The organism is Ignatzschineria sp. LJL83 (assembly GCF_054871845.1).
Genome location: NZ_JBTXLY010000001.1, coordinates 371846 through 397350 on the forward strand (window position 1 = coordinate 371846; position 25505 = coordinate 397350).

Annotated in this window: 24 protein-coding genes; 15 read left to right on the forward strand and 9 right to left on the reverse strand. The window is 38.6% G+C overall.

The genetic code is table 11. The features are described 5' to 3' along the window. Window positions 1–199 precede the first annotated feature (199 nt). The 4 genes from upp to ACYSN2_RS01605 all read right to left on the reverse strand — a co-directional run bounded on the left by upp (window position 200) and on the right by ACYSN2_RS01605 (window position 3652). A complete protein-coding gene (upp, locus tag ACYSN2_RS01590; RefSeq protein WP_461748494.1) occupies window positions 200–835 on the reverse strand; it encodes a uracil phosphoribosyltransferase in 636 nt (211 codons plus the stop codon). A 77-nt stretch (window positions 836–912) separates the two neighbouring features. Then, window positions 913–1245, reverse strand: a complete 333-nt coding sequence (gene grxD / locus ACYSN2_RS01595; protein WP_461748495.1) for a Grx4 family monothiol glutaredoxin — start codon at window positions 1243–1245, stop codon at window positions 913–915. Window positions 1246–1404: 159 nt separating this feature from the next. Continuing rightward, a complete protein-coding gene (locus ACYSN2_RS01600) occupies window positions 1405–2667 on the reverse strand; it encodes a glutamate-5-semialdehyde dehydrogenase (protein WP_461748496.1) in 1263 nt (420 codons plus the stop codon). A 460-nt stretch (window positions 2668–3127) separates the two neighbouring features. Beyond that, window positions 3128–3652, reverse strand: coding sequence for a carboxymuconolactone decarboxylase family protein (locus tag ACYSN2_RS01605; protein WP_461748497.1), 525 nt, complete (start codon window positions 3650–3652; stop codon window positions 3128–3130). Window positions 3653–4380: 728 nt separating this feature from the next. Here ACYSN2_RS01605 and ACYSN2_RS01610 point away from each other — a divergent pair. The 9 genes from ACYSN2_RS01610 to ACYSN2_RS01650 all read left to right on the forward strand — a co-directional run bounded on the left by ACYSN2_RS01610 (window position 4381) and on the right by ACYSN2_RS01650 (window position 13603). Further along, window positions 4381–4860 carry a YiiD C-terminal domain-containing protein gene (locus tag ACYSN2_RS01610; protein WP_461748498.1) on the forward strand — a complete coding sequence of 160 codons (480 nt, stop codon included), beginning with the start codon at window positions 4381–4383 and terminating at the stop codon, window positions 4858–4860. Window positions 4861–5201: 341 nt separating this feature from the next. Next, window positions 5202–7124 (forward strand): glycerol-3-phosphate dehydrogenase/oxidase, encoded by a 1923-nt coding sequence (locus tag ACYSN2_RS01615; protein WP_461748499.1) that lies wholly within the window; start codon window positions 5202–5204, stop codon window positions 7122–7124. A 261-nt stretch (window positions 7125–7385) separates the two neighbouring features. Beyond that, on the forward strand, window positions 7386–7721 hold the full coding sequence (locus ACYSN2_RS01620) for a YerC/YecD family TrpR-related protein (protein WP_461748500.1): 336 nt from the start codon (window positions 7386–7388) through the stop codon (window positions 7719–7721). A 501-nt stretch (window positions 7722–8222) separates the two neighbouring features. After that, the gene (locus tag ACYSN2_RS01625; protein WP_461748501.1) at window positions 8223–9215 is read left to right on the forward strand and encodes an ABC transporter substrate-binding protein; all 993 of its coding nucleotides are present in this window, start codon (window positions 8223–8225) and stop codon (window positions 9213–9215) included. Window positions 9216–9223: 8 nt separating this feature from the next. Next, window positions 9224–10120 carry an ABC transporter permease gene (locus ACYSN2_RS01630; protein WP_461748502.1) on the forward strand — a complete coding sequence of 299 codons (897 nt, stop codon included), beginning with the start codon at window positions 9224–9226 and terminating at the stop codon, window positions 10118–10120. Continuing rightward, window positions 10114–10869, forward strand: a complete 756-nt coding sequence (locus ACYSN2_RS01635) for an ABC transporter ATP-binding protein (protein ID WP_461748503.1) — start codon at window positions 10114–10116, stop codon at window positions 10867–10869. The genes ACYSN2_RS01630 and ACYSN2_RS01635 overlap by 7 nt, the downstream gene beginning before the upstream one ends. Before the next feature lie 25 nt (window positions 10870–10894). After that, on the forward strand, window positions 10895–11875 hold the full coding sequence (locus ACYSN2_RS01640; RefSeq protein ID WP_461748504.1) for a SprT family zinc-dependent metalloprotease: 981 nt from the start codon (window positions 10895–10897) through the stop codon (window positions 11873–11875). Between the two features lie 118 nt (window positions 11876–11993). Continuing rightward, window positions 11994–12851, forward strand: coding sequence for a tRNA 2-thiocytidine(32) synthetase TtcA (ttcA, locus tag ACYSN2_RS01645; RefSeq protein ID WP_461748505.1), 858 nt, complete (start codon window positions 11994–11996; stop codon window positions 12849–12851). A 35-nt stretch (window positions 12852–12886) separates the two neighbouring features. Beyond that, window positions 12887–13603 (forward strand): DUF3592 domain-containing protein, encoded by a 717-nt coding sequence (locus tag ACYSN2_RS01650; RefSeq protein WP_461748506.1) that lies wholly within the window; start codon window positions 12887–12889, stop codon window positions 13601–13603. A gap of 84 nt (window positions 13604–13687) precedes the next feature. Here ACYSN2_RS01650 and ACYSN2_RS01655 read toward each other — a convergent pair whose 3' ends face one another. After that, window positions 13688–14878: a 5-bromo-4-chloroindolyl phosphate hydrolysis family protein gene (locus ACYSN2_RS01655; RefSeq protein WP_461748507.1), complete on the reverse strand. Its 1191-nt coding sequence runs from the start codon at window positions 14876–14878 to the stop codon at window positions 13688–13690. Between the two features lie 284 nt (window positions 14879–15162). Continuing rightward, window positions 15163–16254, reverse strand: a complete 1092-nt coding sequence (locus ACYSN2_RS01660; protein WP_461748558.1) for a toxic anion resistance protein — start codon at window positions 16252–16254, stop codon at window positions 15163–15165. Between the two features lie 396 nt (window positions 16255–16650). Here ACYSN2_RS01660 and creB point away from each other — a divergent pair, with 396 nt between their 5' ends. The 4 genes from creB to ACYSN2_RS01680 all read left to right on the forward strand — a co-directional run bounded on the left by creB (window position 16651) and on the right by ACYSN2_RS01680 (window position 20842). After that, window positions 16651–17430: a two-component system response regulator CreB gene (gene creB / locus ACYSN2_RS01665; protein ID WP_461748508.1), complete on the forward strand. Its 780-nt coding sequence runs from the start codon at window positions 16651–16653 to the stop codon at window positions 17428–17430. A 2-nt stretch (window positions 17431–17432) separates the two neighbouring features. Beyond that, window positions 17433–18917 carry a two-component system sensor histidine kinase CreC gene (gene creC, locus ACYSN2_RS01670; RefSeq protein ID WP_461748509.1) on the forward strand — a complete coding sequence of 495 codons (1485 nt, stop codon included), beginning with the start codon at window positions 17433–17435 and terminating at the stop codon, window positions 18915–18917. 403 nt (window positions 18918–19320) lie between these two features. Then, window positions 19321–20685 carry a cell envelope integrity protein CreD gene (gene creD, locus ACYSN2_RS01675; protein ID WP_461748510.1) on the forward strand — a complete coding sequence of 455 codons (1365 nt, stop codon included), beginning with the start codon at window positions 19321–19323 and terminating at the stop codon, window positions 20683–20685. After that, entirely contained in the window at window positions 20675–20842 is a 168-nt protein-coding gene (locus tag ACYSN2_RS01680; RefSeq protein WP_461748511.1) for a hypothetical protein, read from the forward strand. The genes creD and ACYSN2_RS01680 overlap by 11 nt, the downstream gene beginning before the upstream one ends. 213 nt (window positions 20843–21055) lie before the next feature. Here the strand turns inward: ACYSN2_RS01680 and ACYSN2_RS01685 are convergent, their stop codons facing one another. Further along, entirely contained in the window at window positions 21056–22333 is a 1278-nt protein-coding gene (locus tag ACYSN2_RS01685; RefSeq protein ID WP_461748512.1) for an NAD(P)/FAD-dependent oxidoreductase, read from the reverse strand. 478 nt (window positions 22334–22811) lie between these two features. Between ACYSN2_RS01685 and ACYSN2_RS01690 the strand changes: the two genes are divergently transcribed. Then, complete coding sequence (locus ACYSN2_RS01690; protein ID WP_461748513.1) at window positions 22812–23081, forward strand: hypothetical protein; 270 nt, start codon at window positions 22812–22814, stop codon at window positions 23079–23081. A gap of 47 nt (window positions 23082–23128) precedes the next feature. Here the strand turns inward: ACYSN2_RS01690 and ACYSN2_RS01695 are convergent, their stop codons facing one another. After that, a complete protein-coding gene (locus tag ACYSN2_RS01695; protein WP_461748514.1) occupies window positions 23129–23863 on the reverse strand; it encodes an HAD family hydrolase in 735 nt (244 codons plus the stop codon). A gap of 191 nt (window positions 23864–24054) precedes the next feature. Further along, window positions 24055–24999 (reverse strand): lipoyl synthase, encoded by a 945-nt coding sequence (lipA, locus tag ACYSN2_RS01700; protein ID WP_461748515.1) that lies wholly within the window; start codon window positions 24997–24999, stop codon window positions 24055–24057. A 293-nt stretch (window positions 25000–25292) separates the two neighbouring features. Here lipA and ACYSN2_RS01705 point away from each other — a divergent pair, with 293 nt between their 5' ends. Then, entirely contained in the window at window positions 25293–25496 is a 204-nt protein-coding gene (locus tag ACYSN2_RS01705) for a DUF3079 domain-containing protein (protein ID WP_461748559.1), read from the forward strand. Window positions 25497–25505 lie beyond the last annotated feature (9 nt).

Consider the following 25505-nt stretch of genomic DNA (forward strand, 5'->3'; position numbering starts at 1 on the left):
TGTTAGCTATCGTTTTAGATCTTTTTAGAATCTAAAATTTATTATCGATCTTAATGATGACAGAAGTAATATTTTTTAGAGTAAAGCGATTTTCTATGAAGTTATAGGATGTTCAATTGCTTTAAAGATGAAAAAGCTCAAGTAAGATTTTTTAATCAAATCATTACTGTGAGCTTTTAACAATGAGGAAATGATGAGGTTATGCTTCCTCAACAGTTCCAAAAATTTTGTCGCCGGCATCGCCAAGCCCTGGAAGAATATAGGCATCTTCATTTAAACACTTATCCACGGATGCTGTGTAAATATCCACATCAGGGTGTTTTTCATGAAGCTTTGCAATACCTTCAGGAGCTGCTACTAAAAAGAGTGCTTTAATCTTCTTACAGCCTGCTTGTTTGAGAAGATCAATTGCTGCAATCGCCGTACCACCCGTTGCGAGCATTGGGTCTATGATGAGTGCAGTGCGATCTTCCATGTGCGTTGTGAGCTTTTGATAGTAAGGAATGGCTTCTAATGTTTCAGGATCTCTCTCAAAACCGACAACCGAAACGCGAGCACCTGGAATAAGTTCCAATACGCCTTGTTGCATACCGATTCCTGCTCTTAAAATAGGAACGATGGTAACTTTTTTACCTTTAATCTGTTCTACTTCCACATCGCCAGCCCATCCTTTAATGATGCTAGTTTCTGTTTCAAGATCCTTTGTTGCTTCATATGCCAGTAATTGTGCAAGTTCTGAAGCAAGTTCTCTGAAGTCCTTTGTGGACATTTCAGCTTTTCTCATTTTGCCAATTTTATGGGCAACGAGTGGGTGTTTTATCTCAAAAACATTCATTAATAGACTCCTTATTAGCAAAAAACCCATGTAAGATGGGTCTTTTGTTTATGAATGATCAATTGAATGAAGCAATATTATGCTTGGTTTTCAATCGCATCGTTCATCATTTTCTTTAAACTATTGCGCTCTGCTAATTCTAAAACAATATCGCATCCGCCGACAAGTTCACCCGCAATATAGATTTGTGGGAAAGTTGGCCAATCTGCATATTTTGGAAGGTCTTCAAAAATTTGAGGATCATCCATTACGTTTACAAATGAGAATGGAAGGCCAGTATCTGCTAAAGCTTGTGCTGCTCTGCTTGAGAAACCACACATTGGAAATTGTGGGCTACCTTTCATGTAAATCACTACTGGATTTTGGGTTACTTGGCTATGGATTTTTTCAAGTGTTGCATTTTCTGTCATGTTTTATTAACTCCTAGTCAAAATACCACGTCATTTTATCAGTTTTAAAAAAAAGTGGCATATTATACCTATTAAAGTGACAACTTTTTGTTATCAGTGATTTGTTTTTGTAAATTATAGAATAAATCTGTCAATATTCCCTGAGTGTATCGGGCATGTTTATTGGCGAGCTTCACCGTGACCAAGTACGATATATTTTTGGGAAGTTAAACCTTCTAAACCGACAGGTCCACGAACATGTAGTTTGTCGGTAGAAATGCCAATTTCTGCGCCTAAACCAAATTCAAAACCATCACAAAAACGAGAAGAGGCATTAATCATCACGCAAGCTGAATCAACCGCACGAAGGAAATGCATGGCTTTAGAGTAATTTTCTGTCAAAATCACATCGGTATGATGAGAACCATAATGATTGATATGCGTAATGGCAGATTTCATATCTTTCACGACTTTTATCGCAAGAATCGGTGCTAAATACTCAGCATGCCAATCTTCTTCTTCTGCAATGATTGCCGGGATATTGTTTGTTTTTAGAACCGCAAGAGATTTCTCACAAGCTCTGATTTCAACGCCTTTTTCAACCAAAATGGTTGCCATTTCAGGAAGGAAATCTTTCAAGATTTTTTCATGAATCAGTAGCGTTTCCATCGTATTACAAGGCGCATAACGTTGTGTTTTTGCATTATCAACAACGATATATGCTTTGTCGAGATCTGCATCGATGTCCACATATGTATGACAAATACCATCAAGATGTTTAATGACTGGCACCGTTGCTTGATTATTAATGCGTTCAACGAGGGATTTTCCACCACGAGGAATGACTACATCTACGTATTCTGGGGAAGTGACCATGTAATCTACCATTTCACGATCGGTAGTATTGATGATTTGTATCGCATCTGCCGGTAAGCCTACTTTTTCAAGCGCAGAAGATAGGAGTTTTGCGAGATATTGATTGGTATGGAATGCTTCGCTTCCACCACGTAAAATCGCAGCATTTCCAGATTTAAGGCAGAGCGCCGCAGCATCAATTGTTACATTTGGGCGAGATTCATAAATAATCGCAATTACGCCAAGTGGTACACGCATTTTTCCCACTTGAATGCCGGAAGGGCGCGTTTTCACATCTGTAATTTCACCAATAGGATCGGGCAGTAAAATCATCTCTTTTACGCCATTTGCCATATCGATAATGCGCGCTTCATTCAGTGCTAAGCGGTCAATAAATGCCGCATCAAAATCTTTCGATTTTGCATTTTCAAGATCTTTTTGATTTTCAGTTTGAATCATCTCTTGGTTTGCTAAGATTTCAGTATAAAGAGCTTCTAATAGTGCATTTTTTTTACCTGAATCCGCAAGACGCAATTTTTCAGATGCGCTACGTGCATTTTTTCCGACTGTTTGCCAATAATCTAACATTTCTTAATCCCCATTTATTTCTATGAAATCTACTTTCAGAATCCATAGGCATACTGATCAATTTTTATAATATATTGAGTTGTTATTTTCTTCGAAGATTAGTATATCGGATTCCTAAGATGGGTTCAGAAATCTTCGATTTTAGTCAAGAAGCTTCAAAATGAAGGGCGATAACAATGCGAAGATAAATGAGAGGATAAATGAAGGGATAAAAAAACTCCCTAAAAACACTTTTTTAGGGAGTAAAAGAACTAAATAATCTCTTAAAAAGGGGAAAGAGTTTTTAGCCCTTAAGGACACTGTTGTCAGAATCTTGCTTGAAATGCTTTTCAGGGCAAGGTTCTAGAGTTTTTAAATCGTTAAACTTCCAATGTTTAAAACTATTCGAAGTTTAACTACATGATTGGTATTGAATATTTTGGAATAAATTATAATCTAAAATATTAAAATCGCTACTAAATTAGTTCGCTAATGTCACGCTTACTGAAAAAAGAACCGCAGCAATACGAACCGCTGATTGAATTCCGAGTGAAGATACTCCTAAATCACGAAGATTTTTCTCATGTGAATCAACACACATACCACAACCATTTACTGCTGAAACTGCGATAGAAGCTAATTCAAATGTTGCTTTATCAAGACCAGGATTTGCCATTTGGTTCATACGAAGACGTGCTGGTAATTTTGTGTACTCATCGTTTGAAACTAAGTGTGTAAAGCGATAGTAAATGTTGTTCATGCTCATGATGCTTGTTGCAATTTGTGCACCTTGATACTCTTCTGCAGTTAAGTAATCTTGTGCGAAGATTTCCATTTGCTCTACTAATACTTTACATTTTGTGCTGAGCGCTACAGATACTGCGATCGCTGCAATTTGTTTTTCTGTAAGGCCAGGTGCACCTGCTTCTGTTAATACTGTTGAGAAGTTAAGACGCATATCTTTTGCGTACGCTGGTAACATGCCTTTGATTGTATCGATAGCCATAATAAATATCTCCTTACTGATATCTTGAGCAAGCTTGCTCATTATATAATTAAATTAATTGTAAATTAAATTAGAATTTTAAATCATCTCACTTTGAAACACATTTTCTATCTGTTAAAGCAAATATATTGCCGAGATATTCGAAATGTTTTTTGATGAAACGTTTGATTATTATTTGAATCTTAAGAAGCAGTTTTTCGCTAGAAACTAGCGTGTGATCTGCGTCTGTCGTTTCGATGAAGTAATTTAACCATAGTTGAAGTTGAAAATCTTATGGTTTTTATTAATAGGAGCGATAAGTAAAGTTGAAAAGAGGGTTATTAAAAAAATTAATCAGTTTTATATATCTGATATTCATAATTTATTGGAGAGTTTTGTTTTGTTAACTGATTGTTTTATCTGTATTAGAGCTGTTTAAGGAAGCTCAATTGTAAAATAGAAGCGGATTCGTCGCCGGTTCGAATACTGACATTCTTCTAGCGATTCTGTGGCGGAAGTACTCTAATACTTTTTTCTAGACTTTTTAGAATATTAAAAAAATTAAGCCAAAATAACTATCAAATAGTTTCCATGAGAGCTTCCATGACAGTTTCTAAGAGCTTTTAATAAAGTGATTGTTAAAATCTAAATTGTCTTTTTATTGTGGAAGGTAAAATTTTTAACACTATCTCTCTCTTAATAGCGCTATGATTTGAGGTTCTATAAATTAAAAATAGGTCAAAACAGAGATGGATTTTTCACTCGATTCTTCAACAGAAGTTTGTCAATATCTCGCAGATTGGTTGCCAAGAGAGATTCCCATTAGCCAATCGCTTGCGTTAATGCCGGTAGAATTTAGGGAAAATCAACTCACATTTTCCATACCACTTGAGCAAAATAGAAATCATATGCATACAGGATTTGGCGGAAGTCTTTATACATCGGCGCTATTAGTCGGTTGGAGCTGGCTTCATCTGAAGCTTAAAGAGATGGGTTTTCATGAAAATATTCATATTGTGATTCAAAATGCCAATATTCAGTATCCCAAACCGATGACAGAAGATTCTTTAGCGATTTGTACCGGTGTTTCAGATCAAGCTTGGGGAAAGTTTAGCAAAATGCTTCATAAATTTGGTAAAGGCCGCTTAACAATTGATACTAAAATCGTTGTCAATAATGATATTACAACAGAATTTACAGGTGATTTTGTCGTCTATTTCGTAAAGTAGGGCATTTAAAATACCCTACAGTTTCTTTTTATGATCTTTAGAAGATGCTAATGAATATCTTTTTGAATATTCTCATTTGATTGCAAAAATGATATTAAAAGGATATTTGATTGATAAATCAGTATTATTTACAATTAATGCACATAAATTTGATGTGGAAGCACGACAGAATCGTTGTAATCGACTAACATCGATAGATAGATTTATAAAATTCTTTAGAATAAATTACTTAAAATAAATTATTCGAATTTAATTATTTGGTTTAATTTGATTATTTGAATTCATATAGTTAAAAAATAATCAAAACATTTAAAGAAAACTTTAAAGTGAAGGAGTTCGCTATGAGTCTTACCTCATTAAATCGCCGTAATACGTTTCAATCATTTAAACATACCCAATATGATTTGGTGATTATCGGCGCAGGAATTACCGGTGCCGGCATTGCGTTAGATGCGGTTAGCCGAGGGATGAAAGTGGCGCTTCTCGATAAGAATGACTTCGCATTTGGCGCAAGTAGCCGATCGACTAAGATGATTCACGGCGGTTTACGTTATTTACAAAAATTGCAGCTTAAAAATGTGTCAAAAAGCGGTAAAGAGCGCGCGATTATCTATGAAAATGGTCCGCATGTGATTTCAAAAGAGCAGATGTTATTGCCGATTCATAAAGGCGGAAGTCATGGGAAATGGAAAACATCTCTTGGGTTGAAACTGTATGATTACTTGGCAGATGTAAAAGATGATGAGCGCCGTAAAATGCTCTCTGTCACAGAAACTATTGAACAAGTGCCGGCAATTAAAGAAGAAGGGTTACGTGGTGCCGGAGAATATATGGAATATTTTGCCGATGATTCTCGTATGACGCTAGAGATTCTTAAAAAAGCGGTGGAGCTTGGCGCAGATTGTTTAAACTATGCGGAAATTACCGGTTTCAACCGAGATCCTCGAGGATATTTAGAAGCGGTTTTAGTGAAAGATCGTTCCACAAAAAACACCTATATTGTAGAAGGTTCGGTAATTTTAAATGCGACCGGCATTTGGTCGAAAGAGATTACAGAATTAGAGAATGACACGCATTTCCAAGATCCTGAAACACCCATTTTTGCAAAAGGCGCGCATTTAGTCTTTGATCAGAAAAACTTCCCGTTAACAGATGCCATCTGTTTTGAAACCGGTATCGATAAGAAGAAAGTATTTGCCATTCCGCATCAAGGAAAAACGTACTTAGGCGCCAGTTATTCTAACTATGAAGGCAATAGTTATATGCCGACAATCTCTGTTACCGATCAATACTTCCTATTGGAAGCAGCCAATGAGATGTTCCCAAAATTACAGTTAACAGCGGAAATGATCGAATCTTCTTGGGCAGGTTTAACGGCAGTGGAAGATGCGCAAAATCAGACGAAAAATCCCTTGCTCGAAACCTCTAAAGATGGCTTATTAACCGTAACGACCGGCAAATTAACAGGATATCGAGAACTCGCAGAAGCGGTTGTTGATGAAGTTGCGAGTAAGTTAAAAGCTGATAAAAACCAGAGTTTTGAGTCATGTAAAACCGCGAATCTCCCATTTTCAGGTGCAGATTTTGGGGGCAGTCAGCAATTGCCGGCATTTATGGTGGAAGCTACTGAACGTGGACTTGCGGCAAATTTAACGGAAGATGAAGCAAGATATTTAGCGTGCAAGTATGGTTCAAACGTGGATGAGCTTTATGCTATTGCTGGCAAAGCAAGTCCAGATGAGATGAATGGTTTACCATTAGTGCTCTATGTGCAATTGCTCTATGGCTTGCAATCAGAAGGGGTTATGACACCTTGTGATTTCTTTGTGCGTAGAACCGGCGCACTCTATTTTGATATTGAATCTGTGAAAACACATCATATTAATGTGGTGAAATTAATGGCGCGTTATTTTGCGTGGAGTATTGAAGAGATAAAAGCGCACAATACGGAACTTGAGCAAGCACTCTATTATGCAACGCATCGTGTTGAAGATGATCGAATTGTGAAGCTAGAGCAAGCAGAGAAAGGGAAAGATCAATCAGAAGATGATTCTGCTGATAAAGCTTCTGAGAAACCGCTAGACAATGCTTCTGAAAAAATTGATTCAAAAAACACGGATACGGCGAATTCTACAACATCTAAAACGGCTAATTCTGTGGAAACTAAGCAAGAAACCGCAGATGAATCAGCGAATACTGCAAACGATTATGCCGAAAATGATGCAATAGTTGAGAAGAGAGAAGCGGAGAAATCAGCTTTATAATTTAAAAGCCTAATTTGGAAGCTTAATTTGAAACTTAATCTGAAGCTTAGATGAATTTTGATGGGGTTTTCATAAGAGTGGATTGCACTATAATCGCTCTGAAATGATTTCGAAAAATCCCGGTTCATTGGTAAAATAGCGATTGAAAATTTGTATAAAAAATCGTATGAAAAAAAGCGTTTAATAAAAATTGAGCGCTTTTTTTCTGGAAGTATGGTTTTATATTAAGAACTTACATTTAGCGCAAAGAGAAGGATAATAATGAGTAATAAAGAGCATCTTTCAGCTTTAGACGAGCGCCTCAAAGCGATCGACTTTGAGGAATCCCTTTGTAATGCATTTCTGAAAATTGAAAATCAAGAAGAGATGATTCTCTTCTTGAAAGATCTATTAACGCCCAAAGAATTAAGCTCCATGATCGAGCGCTGGAAAGTATGCCAGCTACTTGAAAGAGGCGATCTCTCTTACCGAGAAATTCATGCGTTAACATCGGCAAGTTTAACCACTATTGGCCGCGTTTCTCGTTTTATCAATGAAGAGCAAAATCATGGCTATCGTTTGGTACTTGAGCGATTAGATGAATCAGAAAAGATTTAATATTCTAGATGAAAAAATTCTAGATTAAGAATTTTAGGTGAAGAAAATTGAAGCTCTATTGGAATGATTCCAATAGAGCTTTTTTATGTGTTCGAATGTTTATGTATTCGAAGTTTAACGCTCACAATTTCGAGTTATATCGAATGCGCTCCAATGGTAAATCTTCACAGAGAGTTTGAATTCCAACTCAAACTCAAATTTGAATCACAAAGTTTTAATCGTTTTGGGGCTTCTAAGTAGGTTAGTAATAATAGGATGGGATATGAATCATATGGTTGCATTTCTCTTTGTGAATATTTGTTGACAAGGTTGTATTGCCGTATTACTGTATCACCACAGTAAGACAGTCAATAACGCAGATCATCATGAATGTTCAAGAATTATTGAATCCTGTCTTCCCAAATTTAGAATGATTTAAAAAGAATTTAAACGATTTGAAAGCATTATTTCAGAGCGTTTCAGTAGGCACAATCGCCTTATTTAATTGCTTTAGGAGCCATTATGAAAAAGTTATTAGCAGTTGTATTAAGTGCAGCATTAGCAGGAAGTCTCTCGTTTGCGGCAGATGTGAAGAAAGTTTATGTCAACCAAATCGTAGAGCATCCGGCACTTGATATGACGGCAAAAGGCATTCGTGATGGTCTTCAAAATCGTGGATTTGTGGAAGGTGAAAACCTTGATTTTGTTGTGGAATCTGCGCAAGCAAACGTGGCATTAGCATCACAAATCTCTACAAAATTCGTGGCACAAAATGCCGATGTAACAGTCGGAATTGGTACACCTTCAGCGCAAAGCTTAGTGAAAGCGGCGATGGATGGAAAGACAAAAATGGTGTTTAGTTCTATCACTGATCCACTTAGTGCAAGTTTAGTAAAATCATTAGAAGATTCCAATACAAACGTGACAGGAATGTCGAACTACGTAGATGTTGTGCCGCAATTGGAGATGTTTAAAACAGTTTTACCAGAAATGACGAAAATCGGTTTTATCTATAATCCTGGCGATGCAAACTCTATCACGCAGCTTAAAGATCTTGAGACAGCAGCACCACAATTTGATTTAGAAGTTGTTACACAATCTGTAAACCGCACAGCAGATGTGCCGCAAGCGGCAACAAGACTTGCAAACCAAACAGATGCAATCTTTATTTACGGCGATAACACGGCATTGGCAGCGCTTGAAAGTATTGTGATTGCCGGTATTAAAGCAGGAAAACCTGTATTTGTGGCAGATACAGATGCAGTTCCATCAGGTCCTTTAGCAGCGCTTGGTCCGAATCAATATCAGCTTGGAATTGATACTGCTGAGATGATTGCAGATATTTTAGATGGTAAAGATATAAACACGATTCCAGTAGGATTTCCTGATAAGATGGAGCTCGTTATTAATATGGACACCGCTAACAAGCTTGGCTTAACGCTTCCGGAAGAAGTTGTGACTGCCGCAGCAATCATTATCAAAGATGGTAAAGCGGAAGTTGTAGAGCAAAACTAAGGAACACAATGGATTTAAGTCAGTTAGCATCAAAACTTTGGGAGCTCAGATATTTTGGGCTCTCAGAGGCAGAATTTGTCATGAGCCTCGAACTCGGGCTCATTTACGGGATTGTCGGGATGGGAATCTATCTCACATTTAGAATCATCGACTTTCCCGATTTAACTTGTGATGGTAGCTTCGTTTTGGGAGCTGCCATCTCTTCCGTTTTAATCAAAGCCGGAATTGATCCTTTTGTGTCGCTGTTGTTTGCGCTTATCGGCGGGGCAGCTGCCGGTGCGGTTACGGGAATTCTCAATAGCTTCTTTAAAGTCACGGATCTTCTTGCCGGTATTTTAGTGGCATTTATGCTCTATTCCATCAATCTGCATGTGATGAATGGTACGCCCAATATCTCGCTTCTAATGTCGCCAACCATCTTTATCGCCGATAATCTCATTGTACTAGGCGCTATTGCGGCAATCTTAATTGCGGCATTTAGCTTTTTGCTCAATACCGATTTAGGGCTTGCGATTCGTGCGGTTGGGCAAAATAAACGCCTCTGCATGAATGGTGGCATTAATGTGAAATGGATGGTGATTCTCGGCGTTGCGATGGGGAATGCGCTCATTGCCATGGGTGGCGCGCTCTTTAGTCAGCAACAAGGATTTACCGATATTTCAGCGGGAATTGGCACCATCATTGCCGGCTTTGCGGCGGTAATTATTGGGGAGAGAATTCTACCATTTCGTTCGATTTGGATTAAACTTTTCAGCTGTATTTTAGGTTCAATTGTCTATCGAATCGTGACGAGCTTAGCGCTTCATGCAGAGTTCTTAAATCTGAAGAGCTACGATTTCAACCTGATTGCCGGTCTTTTGATCATCATTATTATGGCAATGCCGGGAGGAAAGCGTAAATGTTAATTCTGGAAAACATTAAGCTCATTGTCGGCAAAGGCACGCAACTTCAGCGCACGATTTTAGAAGACCTCACTTTAGAAGTGGATAAAGGCGAATTTCTAGTGATTATCGGCGGCAATGGTGCCGGAAAATCTACAGTATTTAATACGATTTCAGGGTTTATGAAGCCGGAAAAAGGTCGTATTTTAATTGATGGCGTCGATGTCACGAAAAGTTCTCAGCAAGAGAGAGCGAAACTTGTTTCCATTGTGATGCAAGATCCGCGCGTGGGAACGATGGAGAATATGACCATCTTAGAAAATATGGCATTCTCCTTTAAACGTGGACAAACTCGCAGCTTTAGTCTATTTAATAATGAAAAGCGAAGATTACTCTTTAGAGAAAAATTAACGCTTCTAGATATGGGATTAGAGAATCGCCTCAATGAGATGGTAACCAATCTTTCCGGCGGTCAGCGTCAAGCGTTAAGTCTTGTGATGTCGGTGATTGCAGAATCTAAAATCTTGCTTTTAGATGAAATTACGGCGGCGCTTGATCCTAAAATTGCCGAGCATGTGATGGCATTAGCTGATAAACTTGTGCGAGAACAGAATCTCACGTGCGTGATGATTACTCATAATATGGAACATGCGATTCGTTACGGCGATCGCACCATTGTGCTAAAAGATGGGAAGTTTAGAAAAATCTATAGCAAAGAAGAGAAAGCATCGCTCACGGTATTTGATCTCACGAAAGAGTTTACAGATGCATAACCTTTAGCGATTAAAAGGTATTGGAATGAGTCAAATCCATATCATTGCTACTAGCGAATTACAAAAGGCCTCTTTATTACAAGAGGCTCTTTTTTGTCGTGTGCTCAAAAAAATCGTGGATGTAGAAGCATTAGCGATGCGAAATCTTGGCGAAAGGCTGACACCAAAATCTATGGAGATTCTTAAAGAACGTATTTTAATTCTAAAAGAACGCTCGAGTCGAAGCTTTCATAAAGAGCGAATTATCACGTTTCCCACGGCGCTTCTCTCTGAAGAAAACCAAATTAATCCTGAATTTAAAGCAGAGATCTCGGCATTACTTCGAGAAACGAAAGGGGAGAAAGCGGCAAAGCTTGGGGGCGATATTCAAGATCAACGTCCTCATGCCGGTCAAACAGTGCAGGAGAAAGCACCGGAAAAGGCATCTAACACGAAATCGTCCTTTCTTGCGAAGGCAAAATCTCTCTTTGGTTTTCATGAATCTTATGATGAAGCTCATGATAAATTTCATCGTGAATCAATGCTTCAAAATCATGCTTCTAACAATAATGATCGTTCCGAAAATTTTTCTAACTTAGGTGGTTTCAACGAAAACTATTATCCAACCTTAAGTTTTAAACTCAGAGGAAAAACTGCCGGCACAGCCTATCTTCAGCGTTGGGAAATCCGTTTGAATCCGATTCTGTTAGCGGAAAATAGCGATGCGTTTATCAATGAAGTGATTCCTCATGAGTATGCGCATCTTTTAACGTTCGCACTGTATGGAAGAGTGCAACCGCACGGCAAAGAGTGGCAAGCGATGATGATTGATATTATGGGATTGCCGGCAAATCGCACCCATCGTTTTGATACAAAAAATAGCGAAACCCGTCAATATGAACGCTTCACTTATTACTGCCTGTGCCAAACGCATCTATTAACTGCCATTCGCCACAATCGAATTCAAGCCAATAAAGCCACTTATCACTGCAAACATTGCGGAGAAACCCTTGAGAGAAGAGAGTAATTACCTCCAACTATTTTTTGATAATTTTCTGCTTTTTTCCACTTAGAGAGTTCTAATTCCCATTATTTCAATGATACAATGCGGTGCTTTAATGCCGGTGATTTGGGAGTTTTAGGCTATGGCGCAAACCGTTTCTGAGAAAAAATTAGAAAAACGTCTTCGTAGACAAGTGGGTAGTGCAATCATGGATTATGACATGATTGAAGAGGGCGATCGGGTAATGGTTTGCCTTTCCGGTGGAAAGGATTCTTATGCGCTGTTAGATCTACTTTTGAAGCTGAAAGAGAAAGCGCCGGTGAATTTTGAATTGTTTGCCGTGAATTTAGATCAGAAACAACCGGGATTTCCGGAAGAGATTTTACCGAACTATCTCACATCCATCGGCGTGCCGTTTGAGATTATCGAACAAGATACTTATTCGGTGGTAAAGCGTGTGATTCCGGAAGGAAAAACCACTTGTAGCCTCTGTTCTCGTCTTCGCCGTGGGGTTTTATATCAATATGCGAAAGATCATGGCTTTAACAAGATTGCGCTCGGTCATCATCGAGATGATATGGTGGAAACGCTCTTTATGAATATGTTTTTCGGCGGTACGATGAAAGCCATGCCACCGAAATTGCGTAGTGATGATGGCGATAATATCCTCATTCGTCCGCTTGCGTATTGTGAAGAGAAAGATCTTATTAAATATGCCGAGCTTCGAGAATTCCCCATTATTCCTTGTAATCTCTGTGGTTCGCAAGATGGGTTACAAAGACAGACAACAAAATCGATGTTAGCGGAATGGGAAGCCAAATATCCTGGGCGCATGGATTCGATCTTTAGAGCAATGCGCAATGTGAAGCCTTCACAATTAGCCGATCCGACTTTGTTTGATTTCAATGAATTTGAGGTGAAAGGTGGCGCTGAAGCGGTTGTAAGTAGTGGAAGGAATTTAAGCGATAGTGATCCTGAGAAGAATTGGTTGCAAGGATAAATCGGGATTTTACAGTCATTGAATAGGAGAAAAGCGTGGGAAATTTATTAGGTAGCTTTTTCGGCATCATTTATCTAGGTGCTTTGATCCTCGGCTTTTTCTCCGGATTTTATGCGCTATTTGAAGGCACGAATATTCTGATTACGCAGATTTTGCAACAGCTATCGAGTCAGGAAGTTCTTGGTATGATTATTGATGCGGATAATAGTCCGAATATGTCAGAAGCGATGGTGAGATTTACTGATCTTGCCGGAGAAACTCATGAGTTTTTTTATCGCGCATCTTTCAACGGCACGGTTTTTACGGTAGGTGAAACCGTTCCTGTCTATTATCAGCCAGATATGAATCCAGCTTTAAGCGCCACTTTAAATAATAAAGGCGCTTATGGCGCTGTTGCCTTTCTCTATTTTTATGGCTTTGCCGTTTCGGCATTTGGGATATATGTCTGTAGAAGCGTTTATAAGGCGTATCAAAAAGAGAGAGGCATCAAGAAGCTACAAACAGAAGGGAAGTTTGTTTCAGCGAAAATCACGGCGATTATTCCCAAGGGGGAACGGATTAGCCTGAAAGCGGAATATCAGCCGTTACTTTCGAATAAGGTTTATGACTATATTTCTGATCCGATTCCCTTTGACGATGACGATATATCAAGACTAATCGGCGCTACGGTTCAAGTGAAAATCTTGCCGAAAAAGCCGAAATTCTATCAATTTGATGATCGAAGCTTAGAAGCCATCGTTTTAAGAAAATAGCTTTAGGACGATAGTTTTAGGGAAGCAGCATTAAAAAGTATCGTGAATTTGGTTTAAAATTCTAAAACGATCGCATTAACAATATTACTTTTTAACTTCAAATCCTTGGCTTCTTACTAAGGTATCAATCACATTCATATCGATTTTAAGATCATGTAGATCATTTTCAACGAGCTCAAAAGCGAGCTGTTCAAAGGCTTGTTGCAAAGTATTCACGGATTTTAAAATATCTTTGTGCAGTTCTTCTTTTGTTTCTACCGGCGCATATTGCGCAACTGTAATATATTTGGTGAGATTTTCATGAATGATCGGCAAATAACGATTGAGGAATCGTCCGCCAATGAGCACATCACGGGGATCGCTCTCCATAGATTTAATAATGTTTACGGAAGAAATCCCAATTTCTACCACTTGATCGGCTAAATCATCAGGAAGCTTTGTAACTTGCACTTCAATTTTTTCTAATAACTCAATATGACGACCAAATAGTGCATATTTCTGTGCTTTTTGCGCTTTTAAAAGATTTGCTTCTTCTAACGCTTTTAACGCTGCTTGAATCTCTTTCTCTTCTTCTTGATAGGCGAGTTTTTCAGATTCAGACATGAAGAAATAGCTAAACTTCCGGCGAATGTTTTTCGGTGCGAAGAGCCCAAATAACGTTGTTACCGATAATCCAGCTAATGTGAATGTAGGAATAATGCCCCAAATAGATTGATCATTCCACGCAACGCTCCCAATAATGAGAAGAAGAGAGAAGGGAATTGTGAACCAAAAGGCTTTGTTCGGAATATTGCTATCGCGGATGCCGGAAATGGCGGCAACTAATCCGGCAATGATGGCCGCTAATGGCCAAAGTCCGCTTAAAATCATGAGTAAACCGGCAATGATTCCCACGCCTAACGCAAAGCGATTTGGTCTGGAAGGGAAGAGCATAATAAAGCCAAGATAGGTTGTCAGAAAGGTAAAACCCATCGTGAGATCAATTTTTGAAGGCACAAAAAAAGTGGCAATTTGTACGCCCATTGCCGCTAAAAATGCTTTGGAATGATCAATCATTCGGTCAAAAGTTGCTTTAACGCCGGCAACGCCACGACTAAATGCACCGCTTAAACCATCAAAGATATCTTCTTCAATATAGCGATTTTCCTGTTTTTTAGGCGCATTATGAGCGCGTTGCTGATGAATCTCTTTAGAGCTAAATTTTGAATGAGATTGTGCCGGCGTTCTCGATTCAAAAGGAAGTTTCGGGTCATTCGTGTAATCGTGATCTTTCATATTCATCATCTCTGAGGATTTTATCTCTATTTTATAATGCAGTTAGTTTAACGAATTTGTTGTATATAGGGAAATTGGTTTAATAAAGCTCAATGGTAAAATGAAGGCTAATTCATTGTGGGTTCTAATGCTTACATGCTTTTGAATATCTCGTGTCGGCAGTACAACATTAAACAGAAACTATGAAGCAAAAACCCAAGTTTAAATTCATGTAATGTATGATTCAAAACTTGGGTTTAGTGCTTATTTTCAATTACTACAAGCTGTTTTAAGTTGGCTTGAAACTAGTTATATTTCTCAACCACAGAGGTAATGCGAGTACGTAGATTATCTTCCATTTCTCCAAGTTCTTTTTCCACTTCAGAACGGCGCTGACGTGCTTCTGTTGCGATGCGCATGGTTTCTTCGATGGTATCTACCAAGCGAGTTTGTACTTCACGAATGGTTTCAATATCGACAATAGAACGTTCCACTTCTTGCGCTGTAGAAATACTGTTTTGTTGTAGGATTTCGGCATTTTTGCGAAGAAGTTCATTGGTGGTATCTGATACATCTTTTTGCAGTTTCGCCGCTTTTCCTTGCTCATCTAAAGAGAGCGATAACACGATTTGGCTCTTCCAAACAGGAAGCGTTGAGAGAATACTGCCTTGAATTTTCTCTGCCAGTTGTTGGTTATTATTTTGGATAATACGAATTTGCGGTGCTGTTTGCATCGAGATGGTTTTAGAGAGTTCTAAGTCGTGAATACGGCGCTCAAAACGGTTGATATTCTCCATGAGATCTTTCAGTTTTTGCGCATCTAAAAGGTCTTTAGAATCTTCTGCTGCTTTTTGTAATGCCGGAAGCTCTGTATTTTTAAGCTCGATCACTTTCTGTTTCCCAGCTTCTACAAATAAGCTCACTTCTTTATAGTATTCGAAGTTTTTCAAATAGAGCTGTTCAAGGCGCTCATTATCTCTTAAAAGATTCACCATCGAGTTATCTAAATGGCTCGCAATGGTATCGACTTGCGATGTAAGGCTCATATGATCAATTTTTTTCTTAACGCCTTTTTGGAAAAAGCTTCCGATAATCGGCAAGTTTGCGAGAAAATTCCCGCTCTTTTCTTCAATAGAAAGCGGATCATATTCACGAATTTTCATGATTAAAGAAGTGAGCTGATCGCCTACTGCGCCGGAATCTTTACCTTTCACATCGCTCAGTAACGTATCGGCAAATTTTGCGATTTCAGACATCGGTTTTACGCCATAAGCAAGTACTTCAGCCGGCTGATGAATATTAATCGTGTCACTAATGGCGTTGATACGAATAATATCTTTTTCTGTTTGCTCAGGTTCTTTGCCTTTATCAAATACGGCAATTTCCGTAGAATCCATCTCGATTGGTTGAACGTTTTCTAAAGCTTTATCATCTTTATTCATAAATTTACTCGCTTGTTTTAATACGGCAATGATATTTGGAAAGAATATAATAAGCCATACGAAGTGATTTATTTAAAATGAATCACTTATTGTTATAAAAGATTGTGATAAACAATCGTTATAAATAGCTTACTATTTTATATTGAAAATTAATAAGAACATTATAGAGCTTTTATCAAGCGGTATAAATCTTTTATAAGAATTTGATAACACACATTAAAAATGATGCAAAAAGAACGGCATCAAAGATTTAAAAGTGATCTTATCAATGGATTGATGATTTTGTTTTATTTGAATTTCTGATTTAACACGGCAGTTGATGTTCCTGAAAATAGGTTTGATAGGTTTCCCATGACAAAAATTTTATTAGTTGAAGATGAAAAAAGCATTGCTGACACGATTATATTTGCGCTCAAGCAAGAAGGGTTTTCATGCGATTGGGTCACTTTAGGCACATCTGCCTTAGAGAAACAGCAGGATTCCCCTTATGATTTCTGGGTATTAGATGTGGGATTGCCGGATATGAATGGCTTTGAAGTGTGTAAATCCTTGCGAAAGTTTTCCGATATTCCCGTGATTTTTTTAACGGCAAGAGATAGTGAAATTGATCGCATTGTGGGATTAGAAATTGGAGCTGATGATTATATGGCGAAGCCTTTTAGCCCCCGAGAATTAGTCGCGCGCATTAAAGTGATTTTAAAACGAATGCAGTTATCGGATGCGCTCAAAATGCCGGAAGCGTTTTCAGCATCAACATCAACATCAGCGTCAGTATCGGCATCAGAATTAGAATCAAAATCGGGGAACGAACATAGTTTATCGGATAGGGAATCTTCAGCACGTTTCAAGGTGGATCATGATCAAGCATCCATTTTTTATGCCGGCAAAAGATTGCCATTGACTCGGCACGAATATCAGATTTTTGCGCATCTATTAGCGCATCCAAAGCATGTATTAAGCCGAGATCAGCTCTTAAATGCCGTGGGCGTTTCTTTGGATTCTGGCTATGAAAGAACGGTGGATACGCATATCAAATCGATTCGCGCGAAATTACGAGACGAAAATGCCGAGCTTGAAGTGATTAAAACGCATCGCGGTTTTGGTTATAGCTTTGAAGATGAGGAATTGTAAGCATGGCATTATCGAAACGAATCTTTATTTTCTATCTCTTTTTTGTGGTGCTTTGCGGATATTTCATGGTGCACCTTTTTTCTCGGCAAGTGTATCCAAGCATTCGGCAAACAACGGAAGAAACCCTTGTGGATACGGCGAACTTTTTTGCGGAAGTTGTCACTTTGGATTTTCAAAATGGAGCATTAAACAGCGATGATTTAGCACAAAAAATGGTGAATTATCAAGGAAGAAATCCCAAAGCCAATATTTGGGGAATGGAAAAACAAGATGTGAATCTGCAAATGTACATTACCGATCACAATGGTATTGTCCTCTTTGATTCAACAGGAATAGCAGTTGGCGAGGATTATTCTAATTGGCGAGATGTGAACCTCACACTTCGAGGAGAATATGGTGCGAGAAGCACCTCAAAGGAAAACTCGAAAGGTGAAAAGTACGCTTCCACCATGTTTGTCGGCGCACCGATCTATCAAGATGAAGAGATTATTGGTGTTTTAACGGTATCGAAATCCAATCAAACGGCCGATGTTTATATTGATAATGCGAAATCGGAGCTTGTCTATTTTGCTTTAATTCTCTTTGCCAGTAGCCTGATATTAGGAGCGATTTTATCGTGGTGGCTTGGAGTTTCTTTTCGAAAACTCATTGATTATGCGAAGAAACTGGGGAAGGGCGAGCGAGAAATCCCGCCGAAATTCTATGGAAAAGATCTCAATGTTTTAACATCGACATTATCGAATTTACGAGCGGAACTTGACGGCAAAGAGTATATCGAAAATTATGTGAATACCTTAACACATGAGCTAAAAAGCCCGTTATCAGCGATTCGTGGCGCGAGTGAATTGTTACAAGGCGATCTTGATGCAGATACAAAACAGCTCTTTATTCAAAATATTGATCGAGAAAGTGAGCGCTTACAAAACTTAATCGATCGAGTATTACGATTAAGTATGATTGAGCAGACACAAACTTTGGAATCTCCCAAAGTTTTGCAATTATCTGAGTTATTATTGGAGGTTTTAGAGAGTTTTACGGCATTAATTCAGCAAAAGTCCCTCATTGTGGAGATGGATATTTCGGATAATCTTCAATTTCTGGGCGATCCCTTTTTAATGAAACAAGCGCTCTTAAATATTATTCATAATGCGATCGATTTTATGCCGGAAAATGGCGTTTTAAAGATTACGGCAATGGCAAAAGATGCGGAGATTCATCTCAATATTTTTAATGAAGGTTCTCTCATTCCAGAATATGCGCTTATTCGATTATATGAGCGTTTCTATTCCTTACCAAGACCTGATTCCGGCGAGAAAAGTACGGGATTAGGATTGAACTTTGTGAAGGAAGTAATTGCGTTACATCAAGGGGAAATGCGCGTGGAAAATCGAACTTCATCGTCAGCGAATGAAGCTTCGTCATCGGAAACTCCTTCCCAAGTTCAGGGCGTCAATGTGGAGATTATTCTCCCAAGATTCCGGCATTAAGATTGGGATATTTGGGGTGAAGTTCAAAGAAAAAGAAAAGGTAAAAATGCTAAAATAGCTTGTTTTGCTGGCACGGGATATTAAAAAGCATGCAAACATTCGCCCCAGCTTTGCATCAGCTTTTTTTCGGCAATCACATTTTCGGAAACTGAAATCCTTCATATTTATGTTGAAGTTCAAAGTAAAAAAATGGCTTAAAGCCATAAAAGAACTGATCTCGCTGGCGCGGGATATTGAGAAGCATGCAAACATCCGATCCAGCTTTGCATCAGCTTTTGCTCGGCAATAAAAAATTCTAAAACCAACTTTCCAGCATCTTCACATAAAAGACACAATACGCTCATCATCTCTTCATAAGCGTTATGCAAGATAGCTTCATCTTAATATTGATGAAGGAACAAGAATGGAAAAGTTAGGTTATAAAGTCGTATCGATTGTTGTGATTGGGTTTTTGCTATTGGTCGGTGTTGGTATGTTGAGTGTTTTGGTGAGCGAGCGCATGACCTTGAAAGAGTCTGTAGAAGCTGAAATTGCGAGTAGTTCTGTGAAATCGCAAACCTTTGCCGGCCCCGTTATTGTGATTCCTTATACGACTTACTATTACGATAAAGATAGCGCGAAAAAGTCTTATTTGAAGACTCATCATTACTATCTCTTTCCTGAGCAGCTCGATATTACCGGCGAATTGCTCACGGAAGAGCGATATCGCAGTATTTATAAAACGAATTTATATACATTTATCGGCAAACTTTCGGGGAATTTTAAAATACCGGAAGATTTTTCTAAAAACGTGCTGAACAATACAACTTATAAAGTAGGCGAACCGTATTTGGCATTGAAAATGTCTGATATTCGAGGAATCGGTAATCAAACGCAAGTGAAGCTCGGTTCACAAACCTTAGATCTCTTTCCGTTAAGCGGACAAGGCTATTTATCGGAAGGCGTGAAAGGCAGCATTGATTCAGCGAGTTTACGAGATGGCGCAATTTTAAATTTCAATGTGGATTTATCATTATCGGGAACGGGAAGTTTGGAATTTACGGCAACAGGGCAAGCCACAACAGTTTCTCTCGAAAGCGCATGGCCACATCCGAGTTTTATCGGCGATTCATTGCCGAAAGAGCGAGGGATTTCTAGCAGCGGTTTTCAGGCTTTTTGGGAAGTGAGCAAGTTTTCAAATATCACGCCAAAACTTCTGGAAGAGCGTTTTGAGACCGATAAAAGCATTAAAGTGAATAGTTTTGGTGTGAGCTTAATTGATCCTGTAGATCATTATCGTCAAAGTGATCGTGCGATTAAATATGCCATTTTGTTTATCGCTTTAACCTTTGCCGGCTTCTTTATCTTTGAAATCGTGAGAAAAGTACAAATTCATCCGATGCAATATACGTTAGTGGGAATCGCGCTGTTGCTCTTTTTCTTATTGTTAATCTCGTTATCGGAACATCTTGGCTTTTTCTGGGCGTATATCATTGGCTCGCTGTTATGTATCAGTTTGATCAGTTATTACATGCAAAGTGCGCTGAAAAACCGAAAACTCAGCCTGATTTTTACGGGATTATTAATCCTACTTTATACGGTGCTCTACATTCTGCTCAAAGGCGAAGCGTATAGCTTGCTGTTAGGTTCACTGTTACTTTTCTTTGCTATCGGCTCGGCGATGATCTTTACCAAAGATATTGATTGGGCAAATCTTTCAAGTGAGCATTTAGAAAAGGTTAAAAAGAGATCAGAGCCAGTTGAAGAGGAGATTCATCATGAGAATTAGAGTTCGAGGTTTAAGAGAAGATCGCCATATGAAGCAAGCTCTAAGATCGTTAATTTCGCATTATCATCAAGCCAATGAATCCCGAATCGGTAATCGTGGTAAGCGATTTAATCATGGAAATAGTGATCGCAGAAACAGTAGTCCTGATAGAAGATGAGAAAGGATTTATATAGCTGGCACGGGATTGATAGAAGCATGCAAACATTCGTCCCAGCGCTGAGTCAGCCCTGAATTAACGTTATAAGATGAAGATCATTATCTAATCTGTAAAAAGAAACCCCAAAGTAATAATACTTCGGGGTTTTTGTTTGATGATGAAATCTTCTTTAAGAATTTCTGAAAGAACTTCTTCCTGAAGCTTCACGGCTACTTATGATGAAAAACGCATTGCCGAGAATGGTTTTGGATCAATGTAGGGTTTTTCCTGATTCATCATTTCGCTGAGTAATCTACCTGTTGCCGGTCCTAACGTAAATCCTTGATGCGCATGCCCGAAAGCAAGCCAGAGATTATTGTGTTTTGGTGCTCGGCCGATGATTGGTTTCATATCCGGCAAGCAAGGGCGATGACCAAACCACGGTGTTTCTTCTACCGCTTTATCTAATGGGAAAATTTCGCGGGCAATGGCTTCGTCTGCTTTGAGTTGTCCATCTTTAATATCGGCATCCATAAAGGTAAACTCCGCGCCGGTTGTGAGACGAATGCCTAATTTTTGCGGCCCTAAAAGATAGCCATTATCCGCATCATAAATACTGTGACGCAGGGATTTTCCTTCTTGTGGCTGATAATGTGTATGATAACCGCGCATCGGGAAGAGCGGGAAATCATAGCCTAACGGCGAGAGAAGATCCGTTGTCCAAGGACCTGTTGCAATCACAAGATTATTGGTTTGCAATGTTTCCGCTTCGCCTTTTGAATCGTTTTCTTCAGAGATCGTTTGAATTGTCCAAGATTGATCAGCATTTTCAGTGATTTCAGTGACATCACATTGCTTAATGATTCCGCCCATTTCTTGGAAGTTTTTCGCATATGCTTTTACTAAATCGCCGGGGCTTTTTACTTGCCAAGCATTGAGCCAATGAATACCGCCGGCAAATGCCGAAGCATCTAAATCAGGTTCTAATTCTGCAAGTTCTTCTTGAGAAATAACCTTGAATTCAACGCCTTTTTCTTTCAATTTTGGCCATGATTTTAAAAGAGCATCTAAACTCTCTTGCGTGCGATAGAGCTGAAGCCAGCCTTTTTGGCGAACGAGATCAGACGCATTACTTGCCGTAAAGATCACTTCATGCTCTTTAGTGCAATGCTCAATAAGCGTTGACCATTCATCAACAATCTTGTCGTAAGGCTTTTTCGCAGAGAATTTAAAGTATTGCCAAAGTGGCGTACGATAATGCATTAATGCCATAGGGCGATAGCGAATATCGAGGTCTTTATTGGGAATTACTCGTAAAATTTCGCCTACAGAACGTGGGAAAGGATGCGGGTAAATCGCTTCTCGCTGAATAAGGCCGGCATTGCCGTAAGAAGTCTCTTCTCCCGGTGCTTTGCGATCTAAAACGGTGACTTGAAAGTTTTTCTTTTGTAGATGCCAAGCGATAGAAATGCCGACCATTCCGGCGCCAATGACAATAGCTTCTTGTTTCATATAGTTCTCTATTTTTTATCTTCTTGATTTCAGGTGAATGTTCTATGAATTTTATCTAAATCCCCTCAATGATCATTGCGAGAAGATTAGGAAAACTCAGGGAAGACAGACTTTTTGAAAGGCCTTTGAAATTGATCTTGTCACTGTATCACTAATAAAATAGCGCCACCAATCTTTTATAAAAAGGAACTTTAGCATCTTAATCTCGATATAAAGAACCGTATAAATTACAAATAATTACAGGGAATTATCTTTCATATTGCCGGCAATTAACGTAAGAAATAACTCCCTGAAATTCGGAGAGTATTTCAGAATTGGTTATTTGTTACGCAAAATAATTGTAGGGTTTATAATAATGAACTATCTCATTCAGCGTTTGGATCTGTGTAATCCGGTCAGCTTCAATAAATTAACAAAATCTTCTACTTTTAAAAAGTATAAAAAATGGGAAGATTACAATACAACATAAGGAGTCATAATGGCCTTTTCTATAAAAATAGTGAAAGTATCAGAGAGTGAATCAGAAGTTTGTTACAAGTATTATAGTTATATATCTGAGGGTCGTAGGGCTGAGGGGCGATATGATGATGGGGAATATATTTTAAATAAAAAAACGTATGACATTCAGTTAATAAAACCGATGCTTTCTGATACGACAGGTGCGATACTTAAAAGAGCAGTAATGCGAATTGTACTCTTAATAAGGGCTGGCGAAGATTGCCCGGATAAGACATTTTTTCAATCCTAAAAGATTAGTGACTCTTGAACATTCATAATTTCAACTAAAATGAATCGTTAGATCGAAAAATGATGAATCGGCCAATGGTTCTCTTCGGCAATTGCTTTTAGTTTTGCATCCGGATTGACGGTATTTGGATATTTCACACATTCTAAAAGAGGCAAATCATTAATAGAATCGCTATAAAAATAGCTGTTTTGAATGATATTTTTGGTGGATTGAGAGAGTGTTTCAGCGCAGATCGGCATATTTTCTTGCGTGTTTTCTTGTTGTAGTTCTTGTTTTAATTTATGAGATAAGTAATTTTCACAAACTTTGATTTTCCCAGCTTGATAAGGAATATCGCCGAGAATATTACCAAAATAGAAACCTTCATGTTCCGCAACTTCAACGCCAAATGCTTGGGAAACATTGAAGCAGAGCTTGGCAACGGGATGCACTAAAATATTTGGGGAAGCTGAGATAATAATCGTTTCAATGCCTTTGTCTTGAAAGGATTGGATTGTTTGAAGCCCTTCAGGGTAGACGATCGGCACAATCTTCTCTTTCACAAAAGCTTCCGTTAAGTGAGAAATCTCGGTAATGGAAAGATGCTGAACAGGTTCGAGTAGCCAATCAATGCAATCTTGCTGTTTAAGGGTTTGCGCTTGGTAAGCTTCGATCAGAAACTTATTTTGCGCTTCAAATGCCGTAATATCTTTGACATAACCTTGCTCACAGAGCCATGTTCCCCATAATGACACACAATCGCCGGCAATAAGGGTTTCATCTAAATCAAAAATCGCGAGCATTTTTCGTTTTCCTTTCAGTTTGTATTAAATAATGCCGGTAAATTCTAGCAAATTTTTATCTCATTTTGATGACGAATTTCCGTATTATCTGAGGGGATTCTTAATCTATAAAAAAACCTATCATGCCCTCATGATAGGTTTGGGATTGAATGATCTATTTAGGTATAGCTATATACATCACTATATAAGTATTAGGCAAGCGTATTATCGCCGGCATGGTAGCTGGAGCGAACCATTGGGCCGATATGCGCGAGCTTAAAGCCTAAACGATATGCTTCTGCTTCATAATCTTTAAATGTTTGCGGTGTGACATAGCGATCAACGGCTAAATGTCCGCCGGAAGGCTGAAGATACTGCCCAATAGTGATCATTTCAATAGCGTGATTTCGCATGATTTTCATCACTTCCATCATCTCATCATCAGATTCGCCAACGCCAACCATTAATCCGGATTTTGTCGGAACAGTGGGGTTTTTTGCTTTGAAGTTTTTGAGAAGCATTAAAGAGTGATGATAATCCGCGCCGGGACGAACTTGCTTATATAATCTTGGAACGGTTTCCATATTATGATTGAGCACATCCGGCGGCGTTTGCGTGAGAATATCGACGGCGATATCCATTCTTCCTCGGAAATCCGGCACTAAAATTTCAATTTTTGTTTTCGGGGAAATTTTACGAATTTCGGTAATGCAATCTGCAAAATGTTGTGCGCCACCATCACGAAGATCATCACGATCCACGGAAGTAATCACAACATAATCCAAATTCAGAAGTTTTACGGTTTCCGCTAGGCGTTTTGGCTCTTCTGAATCAAGATTATTTGGGCGACCATGTGCAACATCACAGAAAGGACAACGGCGTGTACAGATATCGCCCATGATCATAAAGGTTGCTGTTCCTTGGTTGAAACATTCACCAATATTTGGGCAAGCGGCTTCTTCACACACGGAATGAAGCTTGTTTTCTCTTAAAATAGTGGTGATTTCATTAAAGCGTTTGCCGGTTGGAATTTTTGCGCGAATCCAATCTGGTTTTGGAATGCGTTCTTCCTTTGGTACTGCAACGACTTTAATTGGAATTCGTGCTGTCTTTGCGGCACCACGAAGCTTTTCCCCTTGTTCTATTTTTATTGTCATAAACTTTTTACTCAACTTAAAATGTAAAGATCGTGAACATTATTTTTCTAATGAAACAGTATAACAGGAACAAGGATAAGAGAAGAAGGAAGGCGAAAGAATGATAATGTTTGGTCGGTTTTATTTTTAAATTGCCAAGAATTACCTATTTAGGACTATATAAGTCAATGAATCATTGAGTTATATTGTGGAGATGGAAGTATCGTTCTATTTTATATATATGTATATGTATATGTATATGTATATGTATATATATGTATATGTATATGTTGATGCGATTAGGGCAGAGAATGATGAATATAAAAAAGAAACAACGAATCCCTAAACATCCGAAAAGACCAGAAAGAATCTGTTGGGGATGTGATCGGCTTTGTGCGTGGAATCAATTGCTGTGCGGGAATGGAAGTGATCGCTCGCAACATCCTGCAGAGATTTTTGGGGAAGATTGGTATGAATCTCTTACAGAAGAAGAGCTCGAATATATCGAGCTCGTTTAGTGGTATTTG

What these genes read in the sequence shown, in the direction of transcription:
- upp (WP_461748494.1), bottom strand. Translation starts at nt 835, where the DNA reads ATGAATGTTTTTGAGATAAAACACCCACTCGTTGCCCATAAAATTGGC.
- grxD (WP_461748495.1), bottom strand. Translation starts at nt 1,245, where the DNA reads ATGACAGAAAATGCAACACTTGAAAAAATCCATAGCCAAGTAACCCAA.
- ACYSN2_RS01600 (WP_461748496.1), bottom strand. Translation starts at nt 2,667, where the DNA reads ATGTTAGATTATTGGCAAACAGTCGGAAAAAATGCACGTAGCGCATCT.
- ACYSN2_RS01605 (WP_461748497.1), bottom strand. Translation starts at nt 3,652, where the DNA reads ATGGCTATCGATACAATCAAAGGCATGTTACCAGCGTACGCAAAAGAT.
- ACYSN2_RS01610 (WP_461748498.1), top strand. Translation starts at nt 4,381, where the DNA reads ATGGATTTTTCACTCGATTCTTCAACAGAAGTTTGTCAATATCTCGCA.
- ACYSN2_RS01615 (WP_461748499.1), top strand. Translation starts at nt 5,202, where the DNA reads ATGAGTCTTACCTCATTAAATCGCCGTAATACGTTTCAATCATTTAAA.
- ACYSN2_RS01620 (WP_461748500.1), top strand. Translation starts at nt 7,386, where the DNA reads ATGAGTAATAAAGAGCATCTTTCAGCTTTAGACGAGCGCCTCAAAGCG.
- ACYSN2_RS01625 (WP_461748501.1), top strand. Translation starts at nt 8,223, where the DNA reads ATGAAAAAGTTATTAGCAGTTGTATTAAGTGCAGCATTAGCAGGAAGT.
- ACYSN2_RS01630 (WP_461748502.1), top strand. Translation starts at nt 9,224, where the DNA reads ATGGATTTAAGTCAGTTAGCATCAAAACTTTGGGAGCTCAGATATTTT.
- ACYSN2_RS01635 (WP_461748503.1), top strand. Translation starts at nt 10,114, where the DNA reads ATGTTAATTCTGGAAAACATTAAGCTCATTGTCGGCAAAGGCACGCAA.
- ACYSN2_RS01640 (WP_461748504.1), top strand. Translation starts at nt 10,895, where the DNA reads ATGAGTCAAATCCATATCATTGCTACTAGCGAATTACAAAAGGCCTCT.
- ttcA (WP_461748505.1), top strand. Translation starts at nt 11,994, where the DNA reads ATGGCGCAAACCGTTTCTGAGAAAAAATTAGAAAAACGTCTTCGTAGA.
- ACYSN2_RS01655 (WP_461748507.1), bottom strand. Translation starts at nt 14,878, where the DNA reads ATGAAAGATCACGATTACACGAATGACCCGAAACTTCCTTTTGAATCG.
- ACYSN2_RS01660 (WP_461748558.1), bottom strand. Translation starts at nt 16,254, where the DNA reads ATGGATTCTACGGAAATTGCCGTATTTGATAAAGGCAAAGAACCTGAG.
- creB (WP_461748508.1), top strand. Translation starts at nt 16,651, where the DNA reads ATGACAAAAATTTTATTAGTTGAAGATGAAAAAAGCATTGCTGACACG.
- creC (WP_461748509.1), top strand. Translation starts at nt 17,433, where the DNA reads ATGGCATTATCGAAACGAATCTTTATTTTCTATCTCTTTTTTGTGGTG.
- creD (WP_461748510.1), top strand. Translation starts at nt 19,321, where the DNA reads ATGGAAAAGTTAGGTTATAAAGTCGTATCGATTGTTGTGATTGGGTTT.
- ACYSN2_RS01680 (WP_461748511.1), top strand. Translation starts at nt 20,675, where the DNA reads ATGAGAATTAGAGTTCGAGGTTTAAGAGAAGATCGCCATATGAAGCAA.
- ACYSN2_RS01685 (WP_461748512.1), bottom strand. Translation starts at nt 22,333, where the DNA reads ATGAAACAAGAAGCTATTGTCATTGGCGCCGGAATGGTCGGCATTTCT.
- ACYSN2_RS01690 (WP_461748513.1), top strand. Translation starts at nt 22,812, where the DNA reads ATGGCCTTTTCTATAAAAATAGTGAAAGTATCAGAGAGTGAATCAGAA.
- ACYSN2_RS01695 (WP_461748514.1), bottom strand. Translation starts at nt 23,863, where the DNA reads ATGCTCGCGATTTTTGATTTAGATGAAACCCTTATTGCCGGCGATTGT.
- lipA (WP_461748515.1), bottom strand. Translation starts at nt 24,999, where the DNA reads ATGACAATAAAAATAGAACAAGGGGAAAAGCTTCGTGGTGCCGCAAAG.
- ACYSN2_RS01705 (WP_461748559.1), top strand. Translation starts at nt 25,293, where the DNA reads ATGAATATAAAAAAGAAACAACGAATCCCTAAACATCCGAAAAGACCA.